Here is a 21,893-nt window from a genome sequence, read left to right on the forward strand (position 1 = left end):
CGAACCCGGCCCCCTGCCGTTTGAAGCGGAGGGTGCCGCCGTGGCGCGCCTTACCAGCGATAGCCGGCGCCGGCGCCGACCGCGACCGTGCCGCGGGTATTGGTCGACCCGGACGCCTTGACCACCCAGCGCCCGTTGCGGGTGGCGGTCGACACGCCGAACGCGACGGCCGATTGCCCGCTGTAGGTGCCGCCAGCGACCGAGACCATGCTTTCGCCCGCCAGCGACGCCTGCGGCAGGTTCGCGATCGCGACGGCGGATGCGATGCCGCCGCTTGCGTCACGTCGATAGTGATCCATGTCGGATCGAACGCTGCCGATGTGGTCGTTCAGTTGCTGGACGTTCACGGCATCGGTCGGGGCAGTGCCGGGCGCCACGTGGGTGATCTGCCGCTCCTGCCCCGGCGCGCCGACGGACACCGTGTTGTCGCGATCGGCGACGGAGCCGTTGCCGAGTGCAACCGAATTCTGGCCCGATGCGGTCGCGTTGTTGCCGAGCGCGAGACTGCCGTTGCCGGATGCGCTCGAATTCTGGCCGAGCGCCATCGAGTTCGAGCCGGTCGCGCCGGAGCCGTCGCCCAGCTGCGCCAACTGGCCGCCCTGCTCGCCGATCGGCGGCCTGGTGCCGGGGCCGACCTGCTCGATGTTGTTGATGCGCGTGTCGAGCGATTCCAGGCGAGTTTCGAATTGCTGCTGCATCGAGAAGAGCTGCCCGCCGTTCACGGCCTGCATGCTGTTCGCCGCGATGGCGCCTGCCTTGACGTTGTCGAGCAAGGTGCCGCCGACGCCGCCGAGCGTAGCGCGATCCAGCTTCAGGTCGTCGTACACGATCGCGCCGAGCGCCTTGCCGTTCGGATCGATCAGCCCGGTCGCCTTGAGCTGCGCGACCGTCACGGCATCGGTGTCGCCGATGCCGTTCGACAGGCCGGTCAGCGTGCGCGTGCCGTCCGTGCCGGCGACGCTCACCGACGTGCCGCCCTTGCCGGCGCCGATCGAGATCGCGAGACTCGCCGGATCCTGCCGGACGAGGCCGGCCGTGCCGTTGTCGAGCCGCGTGCCGAGATCGGTGACGTCGTTGCGGATCGACGTCACGTTGTTTTCGACGGTGGCGACACGTCCGTCGATCGTCGTGACGCGTCCGTCGAGCTGGGTCAGTGCACCGCCGACGTTGTCGAACGATTGTCCGTCGACCGTGTAGGTCGGGCCGCGCACGGTTCCGTTCGCGTCGACGGTCGCATCGCCGCCGAGCGCGGCGACGACGGGTTTCAGCTGCGACAGGTTGGTAGCGTCGGTGTCGCGGGTGCCGGCGCCGAGGTTGACGAGCTGGCGCTGGGTGCCCGCCGTGCCGATCGACACGGTATTCGTGCGGTCGGCGACACTACCTTGGCCGAGCGCGACCGCACCGTTGGCGGTGACCTTGGAGTCCGCGCCGAGCGCCACGCCGCGCACGGCTTCGACTCGCGATGACGAACCGAACGCGCTCGAACGATCGCCCGTGACGTACGACGACACGCCGACCGCGCTCGAGCGGTCGCCCTGGATATGGGCGGCTTCGCCGACGGCCACGGTGGCGCGCCCATCGGCGGTGGCATGTGCGCCGATCGCGAGCGCCGAGTAGTCCTCGCCCGTCTCGCCATTCGCCTTTGCGCCAGGTCCGATCGCGATCGACCCGGCTCCGGACGCGGTCGGCTCGCCGCCGGCGCCGTCCTTGATCGTCAGGTAGTGCTGAACCAGATCGTTTTCGGTCGCATGGACGTAGTACGGTGCGAGCGCGGCGATGGCGACGGCGACGGCGAGTGCCGGCAGGCGGGCGGAGGGCGCGCGTTGCCGTTCGGGGCAAGCATGCGAGCGGATCCGAGCGGTACGGGAATCTGCAGCGGATGTGCGTGACATATTATTCGTAATCCTGATCGATGAGATGTTCGATGCAGCCCGGGATCCATGTGCGGCTTCGTCGAAAGGCGCGGGGCGCAGCGTCGTTGCCGCGGGTGGCGGACCGCTATCGCGTGGGCCCGGACTGAGCGAGCGACTATACGGACGGACGCAGGCGTCGTCGATCAGACAGTTACGAAAGTGATTTAGCGCGGATAGGACACGCTATGGGTGCGCGATCGCGCGGCGGTTCGATGTCGCGATGCGATGAGGGGAGCGACGGGTGGGGGGCCACATAGCCGGGAAACGGCGACGACGTCCGGAAGGCGCGTCGTCGCATTCATGGCGCAATGCGTCGGTGGAGGAGGGGAGGGCCGTCAGTTCGATGCGCAACGATCGCGCATGCGTTACCGGCCTCATTCCCCCATCGCCACTCCTTCCCTGCGCGGATCCGCCCCGCCGAACCACACCGTCTGCCCCTGCACGTTCAGCCGCTGGATTCCCTGCAGCCCCGAGTTCATCTCGACGATCTGCACGTCGTGCCCGCGGCCCTTCAGCCCGTCGACGAGCGCGTCCGATACACGCCCACGTTCGAGTTGCGTCGGCCCGTTCATCGACCCGAAGTTCGGCAGCGCGATCGCCTGCTGCATCGTCATCCCCCAGTCGAGCACGCCGACCAGCGTCTTCGCGACGTGATTGATGATCGCGGGGCCGCCGGCCGAGCCGACGATCATCGTCACCTGCTTCGTCTTCTTGTCGAACACGAGTTCCGGCGACATCGCCGAGCGCGGCCGCTTGCCGGGCTGCACGCGGTTCGCGATCGGCCGGCCGTTGTCGGTCGACGCGAACGAGAAGTCGGTGAGCTGGTTGTTCAGCATGAAGCCGCGCACCATCAGCCGCGAGCCGAACGCGTCCTCGATGCTGGTCGTCATCGACAGCGCCTGGCCGTAGCGGTCGACGATCGCGATGTCGGACGTCGACGGCAATTCGGCGCTGCGGTCGTCGGCCGTCGCGAGCGTCGCGCCCTGGGGCGTGCCGGCCTGTGCGACCCCCATGCTGTTGTCGCCGATCAGCCGCGCGCGCTGCGCGAGATAGGTCTTGTCGGTGAGGCTCGCCCAGTTGCCGCCCGGCAGCGGCACGAAATCGGGATCGGCCACGTAGCGCGCGCGGTCCGCGTACGCGAGACGCCCGGCTTCGCTGAACAGATGGGCGGCGAACGGCGTCGGCTCGTAGCCGAGCTCGGTGCGCACCGGCTTCTGCGCGCCGATCTGCTGCCAGTCGGGCATCGCCTCGAGAATGCCGAGCATCTGCGCGATCGCGAGGCCGCCCGACGATGGCGGCGGCATCCCGCAGACCACCGAGCGCCGATAGTCGGCGCACAGCGGCGCACGCACCTTCGCCTTGTAGCGCGCGAGATCCTGCAGCGACAGCAGCCCCGGGTTGGTCGGGTGCTTGCGCACCTTCGTGACGATGTCGCGCGCGATCGCGCCGCTGTAGAACGCGTTCGCGCCGCGGTCGGCGACCTGGCGCAGCACGGTCGCGAGGGCGGGATTCTTCAGTACCGTGCCGGCAGCCTTCGGCGTGCCGTCCGCATTGTAGAAGTACGCGCGGGCGGCCGGGTCGTCGTGCAGGTACTTGTCGTTCGCGATCAGCATCGCGAGCCGCGGGCTGATCGTGAAGCCGCGCTCGGCGAGCCGGATGGCCGGCTGGAACAGCCGACGCCACGGCAGCTTGCCGTGCGCGCGGTGCGCGGCGTCGAGCATGCGCAGCACGCCCGGCGTGCCGACCGAGCGCCCGCCGACGACACCTTCGTAGAAGCCCATCGGCTGGCCGGTCGGCCCGTAGAAGAGGCGCTCGGTCGCGGCGGCCGGCGCGGTTTCGCGGCCGTCGTACGCCTGCGTCGTCTTGCCGTCGAAGTACAGCATGAACGCGCCGCCGCCGATGCCCGACGATTGCGGCTCGACCAGCGCGAGCACCATCTGCGTCGCGATGGCCGCGTCGATCGCGGTGCCGCCGGCCTTCAGCATGTCGTAGCCGGCCTGCGTGGCGAGCGGGTTCGCGGCCGCGATCATGAAGTGCTGCGAGGTCCAGCCCGACTTGTCGGTCCAGCCGGACGACAGTTCGGGCGCGTGAACGCCGGGCAGCGGGACGGCCGTGCCCGACGCGGCGGCAACCGGGACGACGGCGCCCGACGGCGCGGACGGGGACGTGCAGCCGGCGTCGAGCGCGACGAGCGCGACGGCGGCGAGCAGCGTCCAGGGACGCGAATGCGGACGAATCCGGTCGAACATTGAACCCTCGGCAGCAGTGAATTCGAAGGAGACGGCGGCGTCGACGTTGGCGCTGACGCAACGGCGCTGCCCGCCCCGGCGCGCTATTGTCGCCGCGTGGCCGGCGGCTTGTCATCCGACAGGAAACCCTGACGCATCCCGCCGGGCCCGCCGCGGCCGGTCTTTCCGGCCCGTTCGAGGATGAACTCTATGAACGTCGACGTCGCGCGCGTATGGTGGCGGTTCGGCATGTAGAGCATGTACATGTGGGTGCCGAAGATGCTGAGCCGGTACGCGTCGAGCGACGTGACGACGGCGCCGCGGCGCAGGTCGTCCTGCATCACGTAGTCGGGCACGATGCCGACGCCGATCCCCGCGAGGATCGCCTGGCGCAGGAACAGGAAGTTCTCCGAAATCAGCGTGGGTTCGAGCAGCACCTCGTGGCGTTCGTCGCCGAGATACGCGGCGATCCGGAGTTGCCGGCCCATCACCGTCGCGGTGACGACCGGCGCGGCGGCCAGCGCGCCGAGGCTCGCCGGCATCCCGTGCGCGGCCGCGAACGCGGGCGACGCGCACGCGACGTAGCGCACCGCGCCCATGTCGCGCGCGACGAGGTTCTGCGGCGGCTCGGACATCACGCGGATCGCGATGTCGACTTCGTCGCGCATCAGGTCTTCCACGCGATTCTCGAACACCACGTCGAGCACGATGCCCGGATGCCGCCGCTTGAACGCGAGCAGCCAGTCGGACATCACCATCTGCCCGTAGCCGCTCGGCACCGACAGCCGCACGCGGCCCTGCAGGTCCTGCCCGAGCGTGGTCACCGATTCCTGCGCGGCGAGCAGTTCGTTGCGGATGCGCCGGCCGTGCTCGTACAGCTTCAGTCCGATCTCGGTCGGCTCCATGCGCCGCGTCGTGCGCCGCACGAGCTGCTGGCCGATCGAGCGCTCAAGCTGGTTCAGCCGGTAGCTGACGTTCGCCCGGCTCATCTTGAGCCGCTGCGCGGCCTTGCTGAGATTGCCGGCGTCGAGGATCTCGACGAGCAGCGTCAGCGCGTTCAGGTCCATGCGGGGTGTCTCCTGATCCGGCCCGTTTAACGGTCGGAAAGATTCGGTGTCAAGTCGGACTTGACAGCTTGTAAAAGCGTGCGGGAATTGTCAACGAATCTCGATCAATCGAGAATCGGGTCATGCCCGGCAACCACGCCGGATCGTTTCCCGCCGCATGGGACAGCTCGCGAACCGGCACCGCCCGCCGGCTTGGCGGGCGGTCCCGTCCGCCAGGCGCACCGCACTTGGAGACACGATGAATTCACCCGCTTCCCACGAACCCGCCCAGACGGGCACCGTCACGCGCGAGCGGCGCGACAAGATCCTCGTCGTCACGATCGACCATCCGCCCGTCAACGCGCTGTCCGCCGACGTACGGCGCGGCCTCGCCGACGCGATCGACGCCGCGCAGGCCGACGACACGATCCACGCGGTGCTGATCGTCGGCGCCGGCCGCAACTTCATCGCGGGCGCCGACATCCGCGAATTCGGCAAGCCGCCCGTGCCGCCGTCGCTGCCCGACGTGTGCGAACGCATCGAGTCGAGCACGAAGCCGGTCGTGGTCGCGCTGCACGGCGCGACGCTCGGCGGCGGCCTGGAGGTCGCGCTGGCCGCGCACTACCGGCTCGCGGTGCCGGGCGCGAAGCTCGGGCTGCCCGAAGTGACGCTCGGCCTGCTGCCCGGCGCGGGCGGCACGCAGCGCACGCCGCGCCTGATCGGCGCGAAGGCCGCGCTCGACCTGATGCTGACGGGCCGCCATGCGAGCGCCGAGGAGGCGCTCACGCTCGGCCTCGTCGATCGCATCGCGCACAGCGACGATACGCTCGCCGAAGGGCTCGCGTACGCGCAGGAGCTCGTGTCGCTCGGCGCGCCCGTGCGCCGCACGCGCGACGCGCAGGGCCTGGCAGACCGCGCGGCCGCGCAGGCCGCGCTCGACGCGGCGCGCGCGGAACTGCCGAAGAAGTCGCGCGGCCTTTTCTCGCCGGCGAAGATCGTCGACGCGGTCGAGGCCGCGCTCACGCAGTCGTTCGATGCGGGGATGAAGCTCGAACGGAGCCTGTTCCTGCAGTGCCTCGACAGCCCGCAGCGTGCGGGCCTCGTGCATGCGTTCTTCGCGGAGCGCGAGGCGGCGAAGGCGCCCGAGGCGCGGCGCGCGAGCGCACGGCCGGTCGAGCGGATCGGCGTGGTCGGCGGCGGCACGATGGGTGCGGGCATCGCGGTCGCGGCGCTCGACGCCGGGCTGCCGGTGACGATGATCGAGCGCGACGAAGCGTCGCTCGCGCGCGGCCGCGCGCACGTCGAGAAGGTGTACGACGGCCTCGTCGCGAAAGGGCGGATGACGCCGGCCGCGCACGCGGCGCGGCTCGCGCGCTTCAAGGGCAGCACGTCGTACGACGCGGTTGCGCAGGCCGACGTCGTGATCGAGGCCGTATTCGAGGACATGGCCGTGAAGCAGGCCGTGTTCGCCGAGCTCGCCCGCGTGTGCAAGCCGGGCGCGGTGCTCGCGACCAACACGTCGTATCTCGACATCGACGCGCTCGCCGCAAGCATCGACCGGCCGGCCGACGTGATCGGCCTGCATTTCTTCTCGCCGGCCAACGTGATGAAGCTGCTCGAGATCGTCGTGCCGGCGCGCGTGAGCCCGGACGTCGTCGCGACCGCGTTCGCGCTCGCGAAGCAATTGAAGAAGACGCCGGTGCGCGCGGGCGTATGCGATGGCTTCATCGGCAACCGGATCCTCGCCGTCTACCGGACGGCGGCCGACTACCTGATGGAAGACGGCGCGTCGCCGTACCAGATCGATCGCGCGGTGCGCGAGTTCGGCTTCCCGATGGGCCCGTTCCAGGTGGTCGACCTCGCGGGCGGCGACATCGGCTGGGCGACCCGCAAGCGCCGCGCGGCGACGCGCGACCCGAACGCGCGCTACGTGGAGATTTCCGACCGGCTGTGCGAGCGCGGCTGGTTCGGGCAGAAGACCGGCCGCGGCTACTACCTGTATCCGGACGGCGCGCGCGTCGGCACGCCCGACCCGGAAGTGGAAGCGATCGTCGCGCAGGAACGCGCGAAGAAGGGCGTCACGCCGCGCACGTTCACCGACGGCGAGATCCTGCGCCGCTACCTCGCCGCGATGATCAACGAAGGCGCGAACGTCGTGCACGAAAAGATCGCGCTGCGCCCGCTCGACGTCGACGCGGTGTTCCTGTACGGCTACGGCTTCCCGCGCTATCGCGGCGGCCCGATGCACTACGCGGACACGGTCGGCCTCGCGAACGTGCTCGCCGATATCCGCGCGTTCGCGAAGGAAGATCCGCTGTTCTGGAAGCCGTCGCCGCTGCTCGTCGATCTCGTCGCGCGCGGCGCGGATTTCGCGAGCCTGAACCGCATCGACTGAACGCCAACCGCATTTGCAACGGAACGAAGATGGACCTCGATTTCACGCCCGAAGAAGAAGCCTTCCGCGCGGAAGTGCAGCGCTTCCTGCAAGCCGAACTGCCCGAGCGCATCGCGCGCAAGGTGAAGGGCGGGCTGCATCTGACGCGCGACGACATGCGCGAATGGCACGCGATCCTGAACGCGCGCGGCTGGCTCGCGAGCCACTGGCCGCGCGAATACGGCGGCCCTGGCTGGAGCGTCGCGCAGAAGTTCCTGTTCGACAACGAATGCGCGCTCGCCGGCGCGCCGCGCATCGTGCCGTTCGGCGTGAACATGCTCGGCCCCGTGCTGATCAAGTACGGCAGCGACGCACAGAAGCGGCATTGGCTGCCGCGCATTCTCGACGGCACCGACTGGTGGTGCCAGGGCTATTCGGAACCGGGCGCCGGCTCCGATCTCGCGGCGGTGAAGACGAGCGCGGTGCGCGATGGCGATCACTACGTCGTGAACGGCCAGAAGACGTGGACCACGCTCGGCCACTACGCGAACATGATCTTCTGCCTCGTGCGCACCGCGACCGACGTGCGCAAGCAGGAAGGCATCAGCTTCCTGCTGATCGACATGAACACGCCGGGCGTCGAGGTGCGCCCGATCATCACGCTCGACGGCGAGCACGAGGTGAACGAGGTGTTCTTCACCGACGTGCGCGTGCCCGTGGAAAACCTGGTCGGCGAAGAGAACCGCGGCTGGACCTGCGCGAAATACCTGCTCACGTACGAGCGCACCAACATCGCTGGCATCGGCTTCTCGACCGCTGCCCTCGACCGGCTGCGCGCGGTGGCCGCGAAGGTCACGAAGAACGGCCGGCCGCTCGCGGACGATCCGTTCTTCGCGGCACGCGTCGCGCGCGTCGAGATCGAACTGGAAAACATGCGCACGACCAACCTGCGCGTGCTGGCCGCGGTCGCGGGCGGCGGCGCGCCGGGCGCGGAAAGCTCGATGCTGAAGATTCGCGGCACGCAGATTCGCCAGGAGATCACCGCGCTGATGCGGCGCGCGATGGGGCCGTATGCGCAGCCGTTCGTCGAAGACGCGCTCGACGCCGACTACGCTGGCGAACCGGTCGGCCCCGACGAAGCCGCGAGCGCCGCGCAGCAGTATTTCAACAACCGGAAGCTGTCGATCTTCGGCGGCTCGAACGAGATCCAGAAGAACATCATCGCGAAGATGATGCTCGGGCTGTAACGAGGGACGCGACGATGGATTTTCAGCACACAGAAGATCGCCGGATGCTGGCGGACACGTTGAACCGCTTCATCGCCGAACAGTACGCGTTCCCGGTGCGCGACCGCATCGCGCAGTCGGCCGAAGGCTTCGACCGCGCGATGTGGCGGCGCTTCGCCGAACTCGGCACGGTCGGCGCGCTGTTTCCGGAAGCCGACGGCGGCTTCGGCGGCGCCGGCTTCGACATCGCCGTGGTGTTCGAATGCCTCGGGCGCGGGCTCGTCGTCGAGCCGTTCCTCGGCGCGCTGCTGGCCGGCCGTGCGCTGTCGCTCGCGGGCGGCGATGCGCATCGCGACAAGCTCGCCGCGTTGATCGACGGCAGCGCGAGCGCCGCGTTCGCGCACGACGAGCCGGGTTCGCACTACGAGCTGACGACCGTGCGCACGCGCGCCGAACGTGCGGGCGACGGCTGGGTGCTGACGGGCGCGAAGGGCGTCGTCGACCAGGCCGCGCAGGCGGCGTTCTTCGTCGTCAGCGCGCGCGTGTCGGGGCGCGACGACGACGCGGCCGGCATCGGCCTGTTCGTCGTGCCGGCCGAGGCGCCGGGCGTGTCGCTGCGCGACTACCGGAAGATCGACGGCGGCCGCGCGGCCGAAGTGCGCTTCGAGCGCGTCGCGCTGCCGGCCGATGCGGCGCTCGGCGCGCACGACGGCGAAGCGGGCGCCGAGCTGCTCGAACGCGTGCTCGGCTACGGGCTGCTCGCGCTGTCGGCGGAAGCGCTCGGCGCGATGGACGTCGCGAAGGAAGCGACGCTCGAGTATCTGCGCACGCGCAAGCAGTTCGGGTTGCCGATCGGCAGCTTCCAGGCGCTGCAGCACCGGATGGCCGATCTGCTGCTCGAAGTCGAGCAGGCGCGCTCGGCCGTGATCAACGCGGCCGCGCAGCTCGATGCGCCGCGCGCGGTGCGCGAGCGCGCGCTCGCGGCGGCGAAATACAGCATCGGCCGGATCGGCACGCTCGTCGCCGAGGAAAGCATCCAGCTGCACGGCGGAATCGGGATGACGTGGGAGTTGCCGCTGGCGCACTACGCGAAGCGGCTCGTGATGATCGATCACCAGCTCGGCGACGAGGATCACCATCTCGCGCGCTACATCGCGCTGTCCAAACGATAACGGCGCAAACGCGAATGGAGGAGACGACGATGACGAACGAAGCGCGCGCGCTGCCGCTGGCCGGCGTGAAGGTGCTCGATTTCTCGCGCGTGCTCGCGGGCCCGTGGTGCGCGATGGTGCTTGCCGATTTCGGCGCGGAAGTGATCAAGGTCGAGCATCCGGCGCGCGGCGACGATACGCGCGACTGGGGGCTGCGGATCGGCGACACCGAAACCACCTATTTCAACAGCGTGAACCGCAGCAAGCGCTCGATCTGCGTCGACCTGCAGACGGAAGCCGGCCAGCGCATCGCGCGCGAGCTGGCCGCGCGGGCCGACGTGGTGCTCCACAACTTCAAGTTCGGCGGCGCGGAGAAGCTCGGGCTCGGCTACGACGCGCTGGCCGAGCTGAATCCGCGGCTCGTGCACTGCGCGATCTCGGGCTACGACCGATCGGGCGCCGAGGCCGCGCGGCCCGGCTACGACCTCGTCGTCCAGGGCGAGGCCGGACTGATGGCGCTGAACGGCGAGGCCGGCCAGCCGCCGCTGAAGTTCGGCGTCGCGGCGGTCGACCTGTTCACCGGCATGTATTCGGCGCAGGCGATCCTCGCCGCGCTGTACGAACGCCATGCGACGGGGCGCGGTCGCCGCATCGAGATGGCGCTGTTCGACTGCGGGCTGATGATCACCGCGTACTACGGGCTCGATGCGCTGTTGATGGGCGAGGACCCGCCGCGCTACGGCAACGCGCATCCGTCGATCGTGCCGTACGGCGTATTCGATGCGGCCGACGGCCCGCTCGTGATCACGGTCGGCAACAACACGCAGTTCGCGCGCTTCTGCGACGCGATCGAGCGGCCCGATCTCGCGGCCGACGAACGCTACAGGACCAACCTCGGCCGTTCGGAGAATCGCGCCGACCTGCTGCCCGAGATCCGCCGCGAACTCGCGCGCCGCTCGCGTGCGACGCTGCTGGCGGCGCTCGCCGCCGCGGGCATTCCGTGCGGCGAAGTGCTCGGGCTGCACGAAGCGTTGACGTCGGAACGCGCCACCCGCGCCGGGCTCGTCACGCGGCAGCCGCATCCGGTCGCGGGCGGTGTCGACGTGCTCGCGCCGCCGTACCGCTTCGACGGCGCGCGGCTGCCGGTGCGCGGTGCGCCGCCGGTGCTTGGCGCGGATACCGACGCGGTGCTCGGCGACTGGCTCGGGATGTCGGCCGACGCGATTGCGCGGCTGCGTGCGGATCGCGTCGTGTAACGCGTTGCAGGGATTGCCGCCGCGGCGCGGGCGGAGCAGTCGACACGCGCCGACCATCCACGAGACAGCTCTCGCGATACGACGAGACGATATTGGAGACAACATGGAGCTTTCCGTCATCGAATCGGTCACGGCGCGCCCTGACTACCAGCAGCTCGTGCGGGCACGGCGCCGCTTCAGCTTCATGCTGACGGCGCTGATGATCGCCACGTACTACGGCTTCATCCTGCTCGTCGCGCTCGCGCCGCACGTGCTCGCCGCGCCGCTGTACCGCGGCGCGACGACGACGGTCGGGATCGCCGCGGGCGTCGCGATCATCCTCGTCGCGATCGGCCTGACCGCGTGCTACGTGCTGCGCGCGAACCGCGCGTTCGATCGCCGCGTCGACGCGATCCTGCAGCGTTCGTAACGGAGGCCGACATGCGATTCCTTTCGAGCGCGCTCGGCGCGCTGGCCGTTCTCGTTTCCGCCGCCGCCCATGCGACCGGCGTCGCCGGCCCGATGCCAGACAAGGTCGAGCTGAACCCGGTCGCGATCGGGATGTTCTTCGCGTTCGTGTTCGCGACGCTCGCGCTCACGCGCTGGGCCGCGCGCCGCACGCGTTCGACACGCGACTTCTACACGGCCGGCGGCGGCATCACCGGCCTGCAGAACGGGCTCGCGATCGCCGGCGACTACATGTCGGCCGCGTCGTTCCTCGGGCTGTCCGGCATGGTGTTCATGTTCGGCTTCGACGGGTTGATCTATTCGATCGGCTTCCTGGTGGGCTGGCCGTTCGTGATGTTCCTGATCGCCGAACCGTTGCGCAACCTCGGCAAGTTCACGTTCGTCGACGTCGTCGCGTACCGCTTCGCGCAGCGGCCGATCCGGCTGCTGACGTCCGCGAACGCGCTGACGATCGTCGTGCTGTACCTCGTCGTGCAGATGGTCGGTGCGGGCAAGCTGATCCAGTTGCTGTTCGGGCTGTCGTACGGCACGGCCGAGCTGATCGTCGGCGTGCTGATGGTGGTCTACGTGTTCTTCGGCGGGATGACCGCGACCACCTGGGTGCAGGTGATCAAGGCCGTGTTGCTGCTGCTCGGCGCGACGCTGCTCGCGTTGCTGGCGCTTGGCGAATTCGGCTTCGACATCGACGCGATGTTCCGCCGCGCGGTGGCCGTGCATCCGGGCGCGCTGTCGATCATGGGGCCCGGCAAGCTGATCCGCGATCCGGCCAATGCGCTGTCGCTCGGCATCGCGCTGATGTTCGGCACGGCCGGCTTCCCGCACATCCTGATGCGCTTCTTCACGGTGCCGAACGCGAAGGAGGCGCGCAAGTCGGTGCTCTACGCGACGGGCTTCATCGGCTATTTCTACCTGCTGACCTTCGTGATCGGCTTCTCGGCGATCGTGCTGCTCGCGCAGCATCCGGAATTCTTCCGGCTCGGCGCGAACGGCACGTTCAACCTGACGCACGACCTGCTCGGCGGCTCCAACATGGTCGCGGTGAAGCTCGCGCAGGCGGTCGGCGGCAACTGGTTCTACGGGTTCATCGCGGCCGTCACGTTCGCGACGATCCTCGCGGTGGTCGCCGGCCTGACGCTCGCGGGCGCGACGACGATCTCGCACGACCTGTACGCGCAGATGTGGGCGCGCGGCAAGCCCGACGAGCGGCTGGAAATGCGCATCTCGCGCGCGGCGACGATCGTGCTGTCGGCCGTCGCGATCGCGCTGTCGATCCTGTTCGAGCACGTGAACGTCGCGTTCATGGTCGGGCTCGTCGCGGCGGTGGCCGCGAGCGCGAATTTCCCCGTGCTCGCGATGTCGATCTTCTGGCGCGGGATGACGACGCGCGGCGCAGTGCTCGGCGGCGGCCTCGGCCTCGTGTCGGCGGTCGCGCTCACGGTGCTGTCGAAGTCGGTGTGGGTCGACGTGCTGCATCATGCGCACGCGCCGGTGTTCCTCGACAACCCGGCGCTCGTGTCGGTGCCGCTCGCGTTCGTCGGGATCGTCGTCGGCTCGCTCGCGGATCGCGGCGAGCGCGCGCGCCGCGAGCGCGACGCGTTCGCGCGGCAGGAGTTCTACGCGCAGACCGGCGTGCTCGCGAGCCGGGCCGTGCAGCACTGATTCGTCGGATCAATGTGCCCATCCGTCCGGATCGCCGGACGGATCTTTTCCGGAAATCCGGAATCCCGGATTTCCTTGCCTGCCGCATTGTGGGAAATACAATGAAAACAACGGCTTGAGGGGTTCCGGAAGCCTGGCATCGACCTTGCAATATAAAGCGCATGGCCGCCCCTCGGCCTGACTATTACATCAAGGAGACAATCGATGACCAGCGCCTTCCTCCCCTGTCGGATGTTCTGAGGCATCGCTTGTTGCGGCACGGCAGCCGCGCGGGCGATTGGCTTTCTCCCGAGACATTCGCCCGCGCGCGTGACGCCGTTTCCACCGGCTCATCATCTACTTCAGCAGGAACCATCGTGAAGAAGAAACCCTTCTACAAAGTGCTCTATGTGCAGGTGATCTTCGCCATCATCGTCGGCGTGATCCTCGGCCACTACTACCCGGCGCTCGCCACCGACATGAAGCCGCTCGGCGACGGGTTCATCAAGCTGATCAAGATGGTGATCGGCCCGATCATCTTCTGTACGGTCGTCACCGGCATCGCCGGCATGGAGGACATGAAGAAGGTCGGCCGCGTCGGCGGCAAGGCGCTGCTGTACTTCGAGATCGTGTCGACCTTCGCGCTGGTGCTCGGCCTCGCGGCCACTCACCTGCTGCGACCGGGCGTCGGCTTCAACATCGATCCGGCGACGCTCGACGGCAAGGCCGTCGCGTCGTACGCGGCGAAGGCGCACGGGCAATCGACGGTCGATTTCCTGATGCACATCATCCCGAACACGATGGTCGACGCGTTCGCGCAGGGTGAAATCCTGCAGATCCTGCTGATCGCGCTGCTGTTCGGCAGTGTGCTCGCGCACCTCGGCGAGCGCGGCCGCGTGGTCACCGATTTCATCGACGGCCTGACGCGCGTGCTGTTCGGCATCGTGCACATCGTCACGAAGCTGGCCCCGATCGGCGCGTTCGGCGCGATGGCGTTCACGATCGGCAAGTACGGCGTCGGCTCGCTGGTGCCGCTGCTCAAGCTGATCGGCACGTTCTACCTGACGTCGGTCGTGTTCGTGCTCGTCGTGCTCGGCGCGATCGCGCGCTTCACCGGCTTCTCGATCATCCGCTTCGTGTCGTACATCAAGGAAGAGCTGCTGATCGTGCTCGGCACGAGCTCGTCGGAAGCCGCGCTGCCGCAGCTGATGGAAAAGCTCGAGAAGGCGGGCTGCTCGCGTTCGGTCGTCGGCCTCGTCGTGCCGACCGGCTATTCGTTCAACCTCGACGGCACCAACATCTACATGACGATGGCCGTGCTGTTCATCGCGCAGGCGACCAACATCGAGCTGACGTGGATGCAGCAACTCACGCTGCTGGCCGTCGCGATGCTGACGTCCAAGGGCGCGAGCGGCGTGACGGGGGCGGGCTTCATCACGCTCGCCGCGACGCTGGCCGTCGTGCCGACGATCCCGCTGTCGGGCATGGTGCTGATCCTCGGCATCGACCGCTTCATGAGCGAATGCCGCGCGCTGACCAACATCGTCGGCAACGGTGTCGCGACCGTCGTCGTGTCGGCGTGGGAGAAGGAGCTCGACCGCAACAAGCTGCGCCAGGCGCTGAAGGGCGGCGCCGAAGTCGCGCCGACCGAGACGGCCGGCGTCTGACGCGATGAACGAGCAGGCGGCGGCACGGCCCGCCGGCCGTGCGGCCCGCGGCGGTCGGGGTATCGAGGCGGAGGCCTATGACACAATAGGCGATCCGCATCGCCAGGAAGCCTCGACCGTGACGCGCCGCCTGCTCATCCTCGTCGTGCTCGCCGCCGCGCTCGTCGCGGCGTGCGCGCTCACGTGGACGATCACGTGGCAGCGGGGCGTCGCCGAGCTGCAGCGCAATGCCGCGGTGCGCGTCGAGCGCACCACCAACGCGCTCAAGAGCACGCTCGACCGCTACGAATCGTTGCCTTATCTGCTCGGCAGCCATCCGTACGTGCAGGACCTCCTGGCCGAGCCCAAGCGCGGCGATTACACCGCCCGCGTCAATCGTTATCTCGAAGATCTCAACGAACACGCGCACGCGACCGTCACCTACGTGATCGGCGCGGACGGCCTGTGCGTCGCCGCCAGCAACTGGCGCGCACCCGACAGCTTCGTCGGGATCGAATACCGTTTCCGCCCGTATTTCCTCGATGCGATGAACGGCCGGGTCGGCCGCTTCTTCGGGATCGGCACGATCTCGCGCGATCCCGGCTACTACATCTCGCAGCCCGTGTGGCGCGACGGCAAGATCGCGGGCGTCGTCGTCGTGAAGCTCAATCTCGAATGGTTCCAGGGCGCCGACGCGTCCGAGCCGCTCGTCGTCGTGGACGATCACGGCGTCGTGTTCCTGTCGTCCGTGCCCGCCTGGAAGTACCACACGCTGCGCCCGCTCACGGGGCCCGTCGCCGCGTCGATCTACGAAACGCGCCAGTACGCGCAGCAGCCGGTCACGCCGCTGCCGCTGCGTGTCGAGCAGACGCTCGGCGCCGATGCGGAGATCGTGCGCCTCGGTGCCGGCCGGCGCGCGCCGCGCTTCCTCGCCAGCAAGCGCCGGATCGGCGAGCCCGACTGGCTGCTCGTCACGCTCGCGCCGATCGCGCCGATCGATGCCGATGCGCGCAACGCCACGATCGTCACCGGCTTCGGCTTCGTGTCGGTTGCGCTGCTCGCGTTCTACTGGCGGATGCGCCGCGCCCGCGTGCGCGAGATGATCCGCGGCCGCGCGCTGCTGCAGCAGGCGTACGCGGAGCTGAACCGGCGCGTCGAGGAGCGGACGGCCGACCTGTCGGAGGCGAACGAGCAATTGCAGAAGGAAGTCGGCGACCGGATCCGCGCGGAGCAGGAGCTGCGCGCCGCGCACGACGAACTGATCCAGGCGAGCAAGCTCGCCGCGCTCGGCCAGATGGCGGCCGGCATCACGCATGAACTGAACCAGCCGCTCGCGGCGCTGCGCAGCTTCTCGGACAACACGCGCGTGCTGCTCGATCGCGGCGAGCAGGCCGCCGCGCGCGAGAATCTCGAGGCGATCGCCGCGCTCACCGAGCGGATGGGCAAGATCACCAACCAGCTGAAGCTGTTCGTCGGCCGCGCGAAGCCGCGCAACGAGCAGGCGCTCGTCGTGCGCGCGCTGCGCAGCGTGCTGTCGCTGCTCGACGAGCGCCTGCGCGGCGTCGCGCTCACGCTGACGCTGCAGGATGCGACCGTCTCGCCCGCGCGCGACGCGCCGCTCGATCTGGCGCGCGACTATCCCGAACTCGTCGCGCGCTGCGAGGACCTGCGCCTCGAACAGGTGCTGATCAACCTGCTCGGCAACGCGCTCGACGCGGTGGCCGGCGTCGCGGCGCCGGCCATCGAGGTGACGATCGCGGTGTCGGCCGCGACGCTCGCGGTCGAGGTGCGCGACAACGGCTCCGGCATTGCGCCCGATTTGCTGCCGCGCCTGTTCGAGCCGTTCTTCACGACCAAGGAAATGGGGCGTGGGCTCGGGCTCGGCCTCGCGATCTCGTCGTCGATCGCGAGCGACGCGGGCGGCGCGCTGACCGCACGCAACGCACCGTCGGGCGGCGCGCTGTTCGTCTTGACGCTGCGGCGCGCCCGCACGCATCATCCGGACTCCGTGTCCGAGCCGGCGGGCTCGCATTAGCGTGAGCAGGCCCGGTCGGCGAACGACCGGCATCAACGAGAGCCGCGCGCGGCTCGTCAGGAGCAAGTGAGTACGATGGCCAACCGGCTGCAAGTGATCTATATCGAAGACGATGCGCTCGTGCGCCGGGCGAGCGTGCAGAGCCTTCAACTGGCGGGCTTCGACGTCGCCGGCTTCGAGTCGGCCGAAGCGGCCGAGAAGGCGATCGTCGCGGATACCGCCGGCGTGATCGTCAGCGACATCCGGCTGCCCGGCGCGAGCGGGCTCGACGTGCTCGCGCAGTGCCGCGAGCGCGTGCCCGACGTGCCGGTGATCCTCGTCACCGGGCACGGCGACATCTCGATGGCCGTGCAGGCGATGCGCGACGGCGCCTACGACTTCATCGAAAAGCCGTTCGCGGCCGAGCGCCTGATCGAGACGGTGCGCCGCGCGCTCGAGCGCCGCGAGCTCGTGCTCGAGAATCACGCGCTGCGGCGCGAGCTGGCCGGGCAGAACGTCGTCGCGCCGCGCATCATCGGCCGCAGCCCCGCGATCGAGCAGGTGCGCAAGCTGATCGCGAACGTCGCGCCGACCGACGCGTCGGTACTGATCAACGGCGACACGGGCGCCGGCAAGGAGCTGATCGCACGCAGCCTGCACGAGTTGTCGCCGCGCCGCGACAAGCCGTTCATCGCCGTGAACTGCGGCGCGCTGCCCGAGCCGATGTTCGAGTCGGAGATGTTCGGCTACGAGCCCGGTGCGTTCACCGGCGCCGCGAAGCGGCGCGTCGGCAAGCTCGAATACGCGTCCGGCGGCACGCTGTTCCTCGACGAAATCGAAAGCATGCCGCTCGCGTTGCAGGTGAAGCTGCTGCGCGTGCTGCAGGACGGCGTGCTGGAGCGGCTCGGCTCGAACCAGCCGATCCGCGTAAACTGCCGCGTGGTCGCGGCCGCGAAGGGCGACATGAGCGAGCTCGTCGCGGCCGGCACGTTCCGGCGCGACCTGCTGTACCGGCTCAACGTCGTGACGATCGCGTTGCCGCCGCTCGCCGAGCGCCGCGAGGACATCGTGCCGCTGTTCGAGCACTTCATGCTCGATGCGGCCGTGCGCTACGGCCGGCCCGCGCCGGTGCTGACCGACCGGCAGCGCGCGAGCCTGATGCAGCGCGACTGGCCGGGCAACGTGCGCGAGCTGCGCAACGCCGCCGACCGCTTCGTGCTCGGCGTGGCCGACGTGCCGCAGCAAACAGGTGCGGGCGACGACGCCGACAACGACCAGACGCTGAAGGAGCGCGTCGAGCAATTCGAGCGCGCAGTGATCGCCCAGGCGCTGAACCAGACGGGCGGCGCGGTCGCGGCAACGGCCGACCGGCTGCATGTCGGCAAGGCGACGCTGTACGAGAAGATGAAGCGCTACGGGCTGTCGGCGAAAGGCGAAACCGAGCGCTGAAAAGCAAACGGACCGCGAAACCGGGTTGCCCGGTCATGCGGTCCATTTCTTGCCGGCGGGGCGCGGCGCGCGCGCTTTCCGGCCGGATCCGGCGGTGCTCAGGCCGCGTTGCCGTCGAGCGCCTTCTTGAGCAGCGCGTCGAGTTCCGCGAATTGCGGCGCGCCGACGTAGCGCTTCAGGATCTTGCCGTCCTTGTCGACGACGAAGGTCGTCGGCGTGAGTTGCACGTTGCCGAACTGCTTCGCGACGCTGCCGTCGTCGAGCGCGACCTTGAACGGCAACTGGCGCGTCTGCGCGTAATTCGCGACGTACATCGGCGGATCGTAGTTCATCGCGACCGCGACGAACTCCAGCCCCTGACCCTTGAAGCGATTGTAGGTGTCGACCATCTGCGGCATTTCCTGCATGCAGGTCGCGCAGCTCGTCGCCCAGAAGTTCACGAGATAGACCTTGCCCTTCAGGTCGCCGGCGGTCGAGACTTTCTGGCCCGACAGCAGCGTGAAGGTCGCGTCCGGCACGCTGGACTTGCCGTTGAACGCGAAGAAGCCGGCGACGGCGATCGCCGCGACGACGGCGGCCGCGGCGAGGTAGCGGACGGGGCCGGCACTGCGGCGGGCGGAAGGCGTGGTGTTCATCTGGTGCTCTCGGAGTCGATGACGCTGATCGACGCAAAGGACGTCGAAATTCGGCGCTCATTTTAGCGCGAATGCGGTGCGCGCACCGGCGGCGGCCGCGCATTCCGGTTTTCCGGTTCGACGGATAATGGTGGTTTTGCCTGCCGCGATCCACGCCATGCCGAAGGAAGTCACCGATTCGTTGCGTCCCCTTTTTCGCCCGCTGCGACACTTCGCCGCGCTGGCCTGCCTGAGCGCCGCGCTGGCCGCGTGCTCGCCGTCGTACGACTGGCGCACGTTGCACAACGACGCCGGCTACACGATCGACCTGCCGGCGAAGCCGACCGTCGAGGAGCAGCCGGTGGCGCTCGGCGGTACGTCGATGCCGATGCGGATGCAGGCCGCGCACGTCGACGGCGCGGTATTCGCGGTCGGCACGCTGACGTTGCCCGACGACCGCGACGACACACGCCGCGCGGCGCTCGAATTCCTGCGCGCAGGGCTGTCGCGTAACCTCGAAGGCGCGCCGCAGACGGCGACGGTGCCCGTGCCCCTCGCAGCCGGCGGCGCCGTGAACGGGCTCGAGCTGCGCATCGCGGGTGCCGCCGCCGGCGGCGATCGCGCGCGCAAGACGATCGTCGCGCGGCTCGCCGCGCGCGGCCGGCACGCGTACCAGGCTGTCGTGATCGCCGATGGGCCGCTCGCGCAGGAGCAACTCGACCAGTTTTTCGGTTCGTTCAAGCTGGATTGACGACGGCCGGCGAGGGCGCTCGGACACGCCGTGACAATTGAAAGTTCATTCGCAGCTTTCGACGCTAATCGCCAGATTTTGCGAGGGTTTTTCGGCTATCCACAGCGCATGTGGATAACTTTGTTGAAAAGTGGCCGGTATTTCTCGCGAAGCCGCGCGGGACGGCCTTCCGGCCCGTTTGGCCGCCCGTTCTCCTTTTGAGAAAAATCAATCGAAACAAAGGGATACGAATTCCGTCCGGCAAAGGCCGCGGCGAGCCGCGATCCGGGGCCGGATTCGCGGAATTGTGCATAAGTCAAGTCTTGACAGCATGATTTTGTCCTCCTGGGCCGCTCACAGCCCGGTCAACGCGCGCCGGTAGCGGATCGCCTCGGCGATCTGCGCGGCCGTCGGCAGCGGGTCGCCGGCCAGATCGGCGATCGTCCGCGCGACTTTCAGCACGCGGAAATACGCACGCGCCGACCAGCCGAAGCGCTCGCCGGCCTCGCGCAGCAGCCGCTCGCCTTCGTCGGTCGGCCGGCACAGGTCGTCGGTTTCGCGGCCGCTCAGCATGTGATTCGTCTTGCCCTGCCGATCGAGCTGCAGCGCACGCGCCTGCGCGACCCGGGCCGCCACCGCCGCGCTCGGTTCGCCGGGCGCCGTCGCTCGGGTCGCGAGTTCGGCCGGCGACAGCGCGGGCAGGTCGATCTGGATGTCGATGCGGTCGAGCAGCGGCCCCGACAGCTTGCGCAGATAGCGGGCGGCCACGTCCGGCGAGCAGCGGCAGCGCCCGGACGGATCGCCGTGCCAGCCGCACGGGCACGGGTTCATCGCGGCGATCAGCTGGCACGCGGCGGGGAAGTCGGCCTGCTGCGCCGCGCGCGAGATCGTGATGCGGCCGGCTTCGAGCGGCTCGCGCAGCATTTCCAGTACGTGCCGGTCGAATTCCGGCAGTTCGTCTAGCGTTACAGCCGGCGATCATTCGATGGTTGCCGGAGAGCCTCGCACTGACGCGATACCCTTGAAATCGAATGAGCGGAATATTGGATGTCGTCCATCGCGCGAGCGTCCAGCGTGAGTGCGACCCAAGCGCGATCGCCGAACACGCGCGCGAACCATTCGACCTGCGCGTCGAGGCGCTGCTCATTGGCCGGGGCATTGGCCGGGAAGTCGGGCGATAGGATCGCGACGCAGTCGGATAGGCCGCGCAGGTGGTGTGCGGCGCTTCCGGATGTTCGAGATCGCGCGTCGAGCATGTGGGCGAGATACGCTTCGGGATCGAGGCTGTCTAGGCGTGCCGTGGCGATCAGGCTACCCGACCACGCAATCGCCGCGACAAGCAGGATAGAGCAAACCAGTGCGACGGCTCCAGCCGTCATGAGCGCGCGCTTTTCAAGCGGACTCAGTCAGGTGCCATCTCCTTGTCCTCGCTACCCTCATCAGATAGATTCTGAGGCCGATAGAGTCCCAAGCGCGGCTCGATCAGCCGCTCGGCGACGGACCCACGCACGCGGAGATTTCTTAAACAGGCTCTCAGGTCTTCCATTCAAACTCAGGAGCGGAAATGTTCGTCCAGGTGCGCGGCGAACCGATCCAGATCGGCTTCGATCTGAGGATTCTTTTCTACGTCGTTGGCAATGAATGACGGAATGGGCTCAAGTCCCAAAAACTGATTTGCCTTGTGGAACGGCAAATAGACAGCTTCCACGCCGACACCTTCAAAAAACTGGTCGGGATCGTTGAACGCTTCGAGAGGCGCGTTCCACGTAAGGGAGAGCATGTATCTTTTGCCATGCAGCAAGCCGCCCGAGCCGTACTTCTTTGCAGGGTCGCTGCGGGTTCTGCCATCGCTCGCGTACAGCACGCCATAACCAGTGGTAAACACTTCGTCCAAATATTTCTTGATAGTCCAGGGTGCCCCCATCCACCACGCAGGCATCTGGTAGATGATTACGTCGCTCTGGGCTATCTTTTGAACTTCCTGTTCGATGTCGTATCCGTCATCGACAACGATAGTGCTCACGGAGTGGCCGAGTCCGACGAGATGCTCGGCGGCGACCTGCGCGAACTTGTGGTTGAGCGAGCCCTTGGAGGGCGGGAAGCGCTTGGCGCCATTGATGATCAGTATTTTGCTCACGATGTTCCTTTGAGATTGGTGTGA

At 68.5% G+C, this 21,893-nt stretch carries 15 protein-coding genes and 2 pseudogenes; 10 read left to right on the top strand and 7 right to left on the bottom strand.

Annotated elements, in window-relative coordinates; all coding sequences use genetic code 11:
- Nucleotides 1-50: 50 nt before the first annotated feature.
- The 3 genes from WS89_RS28420 to WS89_RS28430 all read right to left on the bottom strand — a co-directional run bounded on the left by WS89_RS28420 (nt 51) and on the right by WS89_RS28430 (nt 5,208).
- Complete coding sequence (locus tag WS89_RS28420) at nt 51-1,892, bottom strand: YadA family autotransporter adhesin (protein WP_059795385.1); 1,842 nt, start codon at nt 1,890-1,892, stop codon at nt 51-53.
- A 395-nt stretch (nt 1,893-2,287) separates the two neighbouring features.
- The gene (gene ggt / locus WS89_RS28425; RefSeq protein ID WP_059795388.1) at nt 2,288-4,162 is read right to left on the bottom strand and encodes a gamma-glutamyltransferase; all 1,875 of its coding nucleotides are present in this window, start codon (nt 4,160-4,162) and stop codon (nt 2,288-2,290) included.
- 83 nt (nt 4,163-4,245) lie between these two features.
- The gene (locus tag WS89_RS28430) at nt 4,246-5,208 is read right to left on the bottom strand and encodes a LysR family transcriptional regulator (RefSeq protein WP_059795392.1); all 963 of its coding nucleotides are present in this window, start codon (nt 5,206-5,208) and stop codon (nt 4,246-4,248) included.
- A gap of 238 nt (nt 5,209-5,446) precedes the next feature.
- On the opposite strand from WS89_RS28430, the gene WS89_RS28435 reads away from it, so the two are divergent.
- The 9 genes from WS89_RS28435 to WS89_RS28475 all read left to right on the top strand — a co-directional run bounded on the left by WS89_RS28435 (nt 5,447) and on the right by WS89_RS28475 (nt 18,388).
- Nucleotides 5,447-7,582: a 3-hydroxyacyl-CoA dehydrogenase NAD-binding domain-containing protein gene (locus WS89_RS28435; RefSeq protein WP_059795398.1), complete on the top strand. Its 2,136-nt coding sequence runs from the start codon at nt 5,447-5,449 to the stop codon at nt 7,580-7,582.
- 29 nt (nt 7,583-7,611) lie between these two features.
- Entirely contained in the window at nt 7,612-8,808 is a 1,197-nt protein-coding gene (locus tag WS89_RS28440) for an acyl-CoA dehydrogenase family protein (protein WP_059795400.1), read from the top strand.
- Between the two features lie 14 nt (nt 8,809-8,822).
- Nucleotides 8,823-9,959: an acyl-CoA dehydrogenase family protein gene (locus WS89_RS28445; RefSeq protein ID WP_059795402.1), complete on the top strand. Its 1,137-nt coding sequence runs from the start codon at nt 8,823-8,825 to the stop codon at nt 9,957-9,959.
- 29 nt (nt 9,960-9,988) lie between these two features.
- The gene (locus WS89_RS28450) at nt 9,989-11,194 is read left to right on the top strand and encodes a CaiB/BaiF CoA transferase family protein (RefSeq protein WP_059795537.1); all 1,206 of its coding nucleotides are present in this window, start codon (nt 9,989-9,991) and stop codon (nt 11,192-11,194) included.
- Between the two features lie 103 nt (nt 11,195-11,297).
- Complete coding sequence (locus WS89_RS28455; RefSeq protein WP_034208474.1) at nt 11,298-11,603, top strand: DUF485 domain-containing protein; 306 nt, start codon at nt 11,298-11,300, stop codon at nt 11,601-11,603.
- A gap of 11 nt (nt 11,604-11,614) precedes the next feature.
- Nucleotides 11,615-13,300, top strand: a complete 1,686-nt coding sequence (locus WS89_RS28460; protein WP_059795405.1) for a cation acetate symporter — start codon at nt 11,615-11,617, stop codon at nt 13,298-13,300.
- A gap of 356 nt (nt 13,301-13,656) precedes the next feature.
- Nucleotides 13,657-14,946 (top strand): dicarboxylate/amino acid:cation symporter, encoded by a 1,290-nt coding sequence (locus WS89_RS28465; RefSeq protein ID WP_059506547.1) that lies wholly within the window; start codon nt 13,657-13,659, stop codon nt 14,944-14,946.
- Nucleotides 14,947-14,950: 4 nt separating this feature from the next.
- On the top strand, nt 14,951-16,960 hold the full coding sequence (locus WS89_RS28470; RefSeq protein WP_059795408.1) for a sensor histidine kinase: 2,010 nt from the start codon (nt 14,951-14,953) through the stop codon (nt 16,958-16,960).
- A 75-nt stretch (nt 16,961-17,035) separates the two neighbouring features.
- A complete protein-coding gene (locus WS89_RS28475) occupies nt 17,036-18,388 on the top strand; it encodes a sigma-54-dependent transcriptional regulator (RefSeq protein ID WP_059506693.1) in 1,353 nt (450 codons plus the stop codon).
- A gap of 98 nt (nt 18,389-18,486) precedes the next feature.
- Here WS89_RS28475 and WS89_RS28480 read toward each other — a convergent pair whose 3' ends face one another.
- A complete protein-coding gene (locus WS89_RS28480; protein ID WP_034208469.1) occupies nt 18,487-19,023 on the bottom strand; it encodes a peroxiredoxin family protein in 537 nt (178 codons plus the stop codon).
- A gap of 157 nt (nt 19,024-19,180) precedes the next feature.
- Here WS89_RS28480 and WS89_RS28485 point away from each other — a divergent pair, with 157 nt between their 5' ends.
- Nucleotides 19,181-19,753, top strand: a complete 573-nt coding sequence (locus WS89_RS28485) for a hypothetical protein (protein ID WP_059795411.1) — start codon at nt 19,181-19,183, stop codon at nt 19,751-19,753.
- A gap of 333 nt (nt 19,754-20,086) precedes the next feature.
- Here the strand turns inward: WS89_RS28485 and WS89_RS28490 are convergent.
- From WS89_RS28490 to WS89_RS28500, 3 genes and pseudogenes are all read right to left on the bottom strand, one after another.
- Nucleotides 20,087-20,695 (bottom strand): annotated as a pseudogene (locus WS89_RS28490) (ATP-binding protein); the annotation flags it as partial.
- Nucleotides 20,696-20,778: 83 nt separating this feature from the next.
- Nucleotides 20,779-20,975: pseudogene (locus WS89_RS34885) on the bottom strand (hypothetical protein); the annotation flags it as partial.
- Between the two features lie 309 nt (nt 20,976-21,284).
- Nucleotides 21,285-21,869 carry an NAD(P)H-dependent oxidoreductase gene (locus WS89_RS28500; RefSeq protein WP_059795418.1) on the bottom strand — a complete coding sequence of 195 codons (585 nt, stop codon included), beginning with the start codon at nt 21,867-21,869 and terminating at the stop codon, nt 21,285-21,287.
- Between the last annotated feature and the right edge of the window lie 24 nt (nt 21,870-21,893).

This window comes from Burkholderia sp. MSMB1072, from assembly GCF_001524725.1.
Classification (GTDB): Bacteria; Pseudomonadota; Gammaproteobacteria; order Burkholderiales; family Burkholderiaceae; genus Burkholderia.